Raw genomic sequence first — 3,101 nt, forward strand, 5'->3', positions numbered from 1 at the left:
AGTTCAAATCACCCTGGGGATTGCAACAAACTCTGTCATTAATGGGGAAAGTAAGAAATATATTCGCAGTTGATATAGGAAGATATACTAATGCAGCTAATATCCAAAGAGAGAATTTTCAAAAAGCCAAATTTATTTGGGATGAAGCTATCCAAGAGATAGCTGCTGCCTAAAATTTAAGGGTCAGGGTTGTGTTGCGGCCATATTTCCATTAACTTGACGGTGCCAAATTGCAATAAAACTAATATTGCATAATTTCATTAAATAGCACCTTTTTTGAAAAAGTAAATATTTTATTATAATTTTGTGAAGTGTACTTAAGAATAGTAGAAAAATTGCAGAATAACTGAGAGTGAGTGATATATAAGAAATTATACCTACTAGGTATCACTTTTTCATTGCCATTTTAGATCAAATTCTTTACTTTGTACAAAGATTCCTGAGTAAATTTTCACAGGCTTACACTGAATTTAAAGAAATATTTTGAAATGATTAATCAAAAAAAATCTGTAGCTTTTCTTATTGATTCTATTGAAGGCTTAAATTTTGAATCGGATTCGACATTGCTACTGGCTAACGAATTTCAGGCTAGAGGGTATGAGTTATTTTATTTGCTACCTCAAAGCTTAATTTTTGAAGAAAATTGCTTATATGCAAAAGGGCAGTATTTTGAAATAGATTATGAAGGTAAAAAAATCATAAAATTAAGTACAGGAAAAGTGCTACTTGAAAATTTTGATGTTGTATTTATTAGACAGCTTCCACCTTTTAATCAACAATATTTAACCACTACATATTTAATTGAAAATCTAAAGAGCACATTAATCCTGAACAATCCAAGATCGATAAGAGATATAACGGAGAAATTGAGCATTTTGAATTTTAGAGAGTTTATACCAGACACAATGGTGTCTTCAATAGTAGATGAGATAGTAAATTTTATTGCCAAACACAATGTTGCAGTATTAAAACCACTTTATGATTGCGCAGGTCAAGGAGTTATCAAAGTGGAGTATGATGCTCAAAATACAACGCAAAATATTGAATCAATAGTTAAGCAACATGGATATTTGATGTTACAGGAATATTTACCAAATATAGTGGATTTTGGTGATAAAAGGGTAATGTTCCTAGATGGAGAGATTTTAGGAGTCATTAACAGAAAAGCAAAACAGGGAGAATTTAGAGTAAATATGGCAGTGGGAGGAAAATCATATAAAACCTCTTTAACTCAAAAAGAGCAAAGATTATGTATAGAAGTAGGAAAATTTTTAAAGGATAATGATTTATTTTTAGTAGGAATAGATATAATTGATGAGAAATTAATTGAGATAAACGTCACTTCTCCAACAGGATTGGTTGCAATTAAGAATTTATACAAAATAGATGTTGAAAAAATAATTATTGATAAAATTGAAACAAAGTTAAAAAGTTGTTATAGTGCAGGCTAATTTAAAATTCAGAGTTTATTTTTGGTGAATAGTATTAATATTAAAAGAAGGGGCTTAATGCTTATTTTGTCAGCTCCATCAGGAACTGGCAAAACAACTCTAGCAAATTACGTTATTGAAAATGATAGCCATATTTCTTTATCAATATCCTGTACAACTAGAAAAAAACGACCAAATGAGATTGATGGCGTGCACTACCATTTCATAAATTATGATGAGTTTAAAAAGCGAATTGAAAGTGAAGAATTTTTAGAATACGCAGAAATTTTTGGAGAATTTTATGGTACCCCTAAAAAACAAGTTCTTAAAAAATTAGATAAGGGTGAAGATGTTTTGTTTGATATAGATTGGCAGGGTCATAGGAAATTGTCTGCAATTGCAAGGGCGGATGTAACTAGCGTTTTTTTGTTACCACCATCAAAAAAAGAATTATTAGAGAGGCTAGAGTTAAGAAATCAAGATAAGCCAAAAACAATCGAGCAACGGATGCTGAGGTCAGATGAAGAAATAAGCCATTGGCATGAATATGACTATATTATAATTAATAGAGACCTAGATCAAAGTATAGAAAAATTGATGTCTATTTTAAGATCAGAGAGGTTAAGAAAAGAAAGAAGAATTGGATTGAATGATTTTGTCGGCACCTTAATTCATGAAAAATTTGTTAAGAGCAAAGTAATTTGAAAAAAAAGACAAAAGGAAAAACCACTCAATCATCTACAAAATGGCTAGACAGAAATGCTAATGATAGATTTAGCAAACTGGCTAAGCAGAATAATTTTCGTTCAAGAGCTGCATATAAGCTAGATGGCATAAATCAAAAATTTAAAATACTTAAAGGAGCAAAAAATATTTTAGATTTAGGAGCCGCACCAGGGTCATGGTTACAATATATAAGTAGATTTAGCAAAGTAAATAACATGGTGGTTGGGGTTGATTTAAAAAATATTGAGGCAATAGAAAATATAAAAATTATTGAAGGAGATTTTACCTCAGGTGAGGTATGGAATAAATTAGATCAGATGCTATCGGGCAATAAATTTAATTTAATTTGTAGCGACATGGCGCCAAATACTAGTGGTACTAGAAGTATTAACCACATAAATATTATGAATTTAGCTGAATCAGTATTTTCATTTTCTGAGAATTTTTTAGATAAGGGAGGTTCACTTGTTATTAAGTTATTTGAAGGAAATAAAACAAAGGAGTTTTTTAATAAATTGAGATTGCATTTTAGAGAAGTTCATTTTTTTAAACCTGAAGCTAGCTACAAAGATTCATCAGAAATATTCATAATAGCGATTAACAAAATTTAACCTCAAATTGTAGGATATACTTTAGTTTGGCTAGTAATTTGTAAAAAAATAAAACTAATGTATAATTGAGGCAATTAAAGACCACTGGGATGTGTAATTTTATCGAGGTTATGAAAGATAAATGGCATATGCCGGACGTTCAATAAATTTTTAAAGGCCGTTGCATAAATGCAAAGCAAGGAAGATATGCAATAAATGGATTTAAAAAATTGGCATTGCTAAGCAAATATAGCGTCAAAGAAGAAATGTATATACACAGATAATTCAGCCATATCAGCGGCTTTGGAATAAGCCTTGGTTTTTCGATTGTATCTCTTGATAAAGTCTCTGAGAG

Annotated in this window: 4 protein-coding genes; 3 read left to right on the top strand and 1 reads right to left on the bottom strand. The window is 30.2% G+C overall.

The window, feature by feature from the left end:
• The first annotated feature begins 488 nt into the window (after positions 1 to 488).
• The 3 genes from gshB to L8D11_RS04510 are packed head-to-tail and all read left to right on the top strand — an operon-like array spanning position 489 to position 2,767.
• A complete protein-coding gene (gshB, locus tag L8D11_RS04500) occupies positions 489 to 1,451 on the top strand; it encodes a glutathione synthase (RefSeq protein WP_236870478.1) in 963 nt (320 codons plus the stop codon).
• 24 nt (positions 1,452 to 1,475) lie between these two features.
• Positions 1,476 to 2,135, top strand: a complete 660-nt coding sequence (gene gmk, locus L8D11_RS04505; protein WP_236870479.1) for a guanylate kinase — start codon at positions 1,476 to 1,478, stop codon at positions 2,133 to 2,135.
• Entirely contained in the window at positions 2,132 to 2,767 is a 636-nt protein-coding gene (locus L8D11_RS04510; RefSeq protein WP_236870480.1) for an RlmE family RNA methyltransferase, read from the top strand. Before gmk ends, L8D11_RS04510 begins: the two co-directional genes overlap by 4 nt.
• A 139-nt stretch (positions 2,768 to 2,906) precedes the next feature.
• Here L8D11_RS04510 and L8D11_RS04515 read toward each other — a convergent pair.
• Positions 2,907 to 3,101 (bottom strand): hypothetical protein (locus tag L8D11_RS04515; RefSeq protein WP_236870481.1); only part of this gene is annotated, 195 nt, incomplete at its 5' end.

Source organism: Candidatus Bandiella numerosa (genome assembly GCF_021811875.1).
Lineage (GTDB): Bacteria > Pseudomonadota > Alphaproteobacteria > Rickettsiales > Midichloriaceae > Aquirickettsia > Aquirickettsia numerosa_A.

Coding starts and splice junctions, on each gene's coding strand:
- gshB (WP_236870478.1), top strand. CDS start 489: ATGATTAATCAAAAAAAATCTGTAGCTTTTCTTATTGATTCTATTGAA.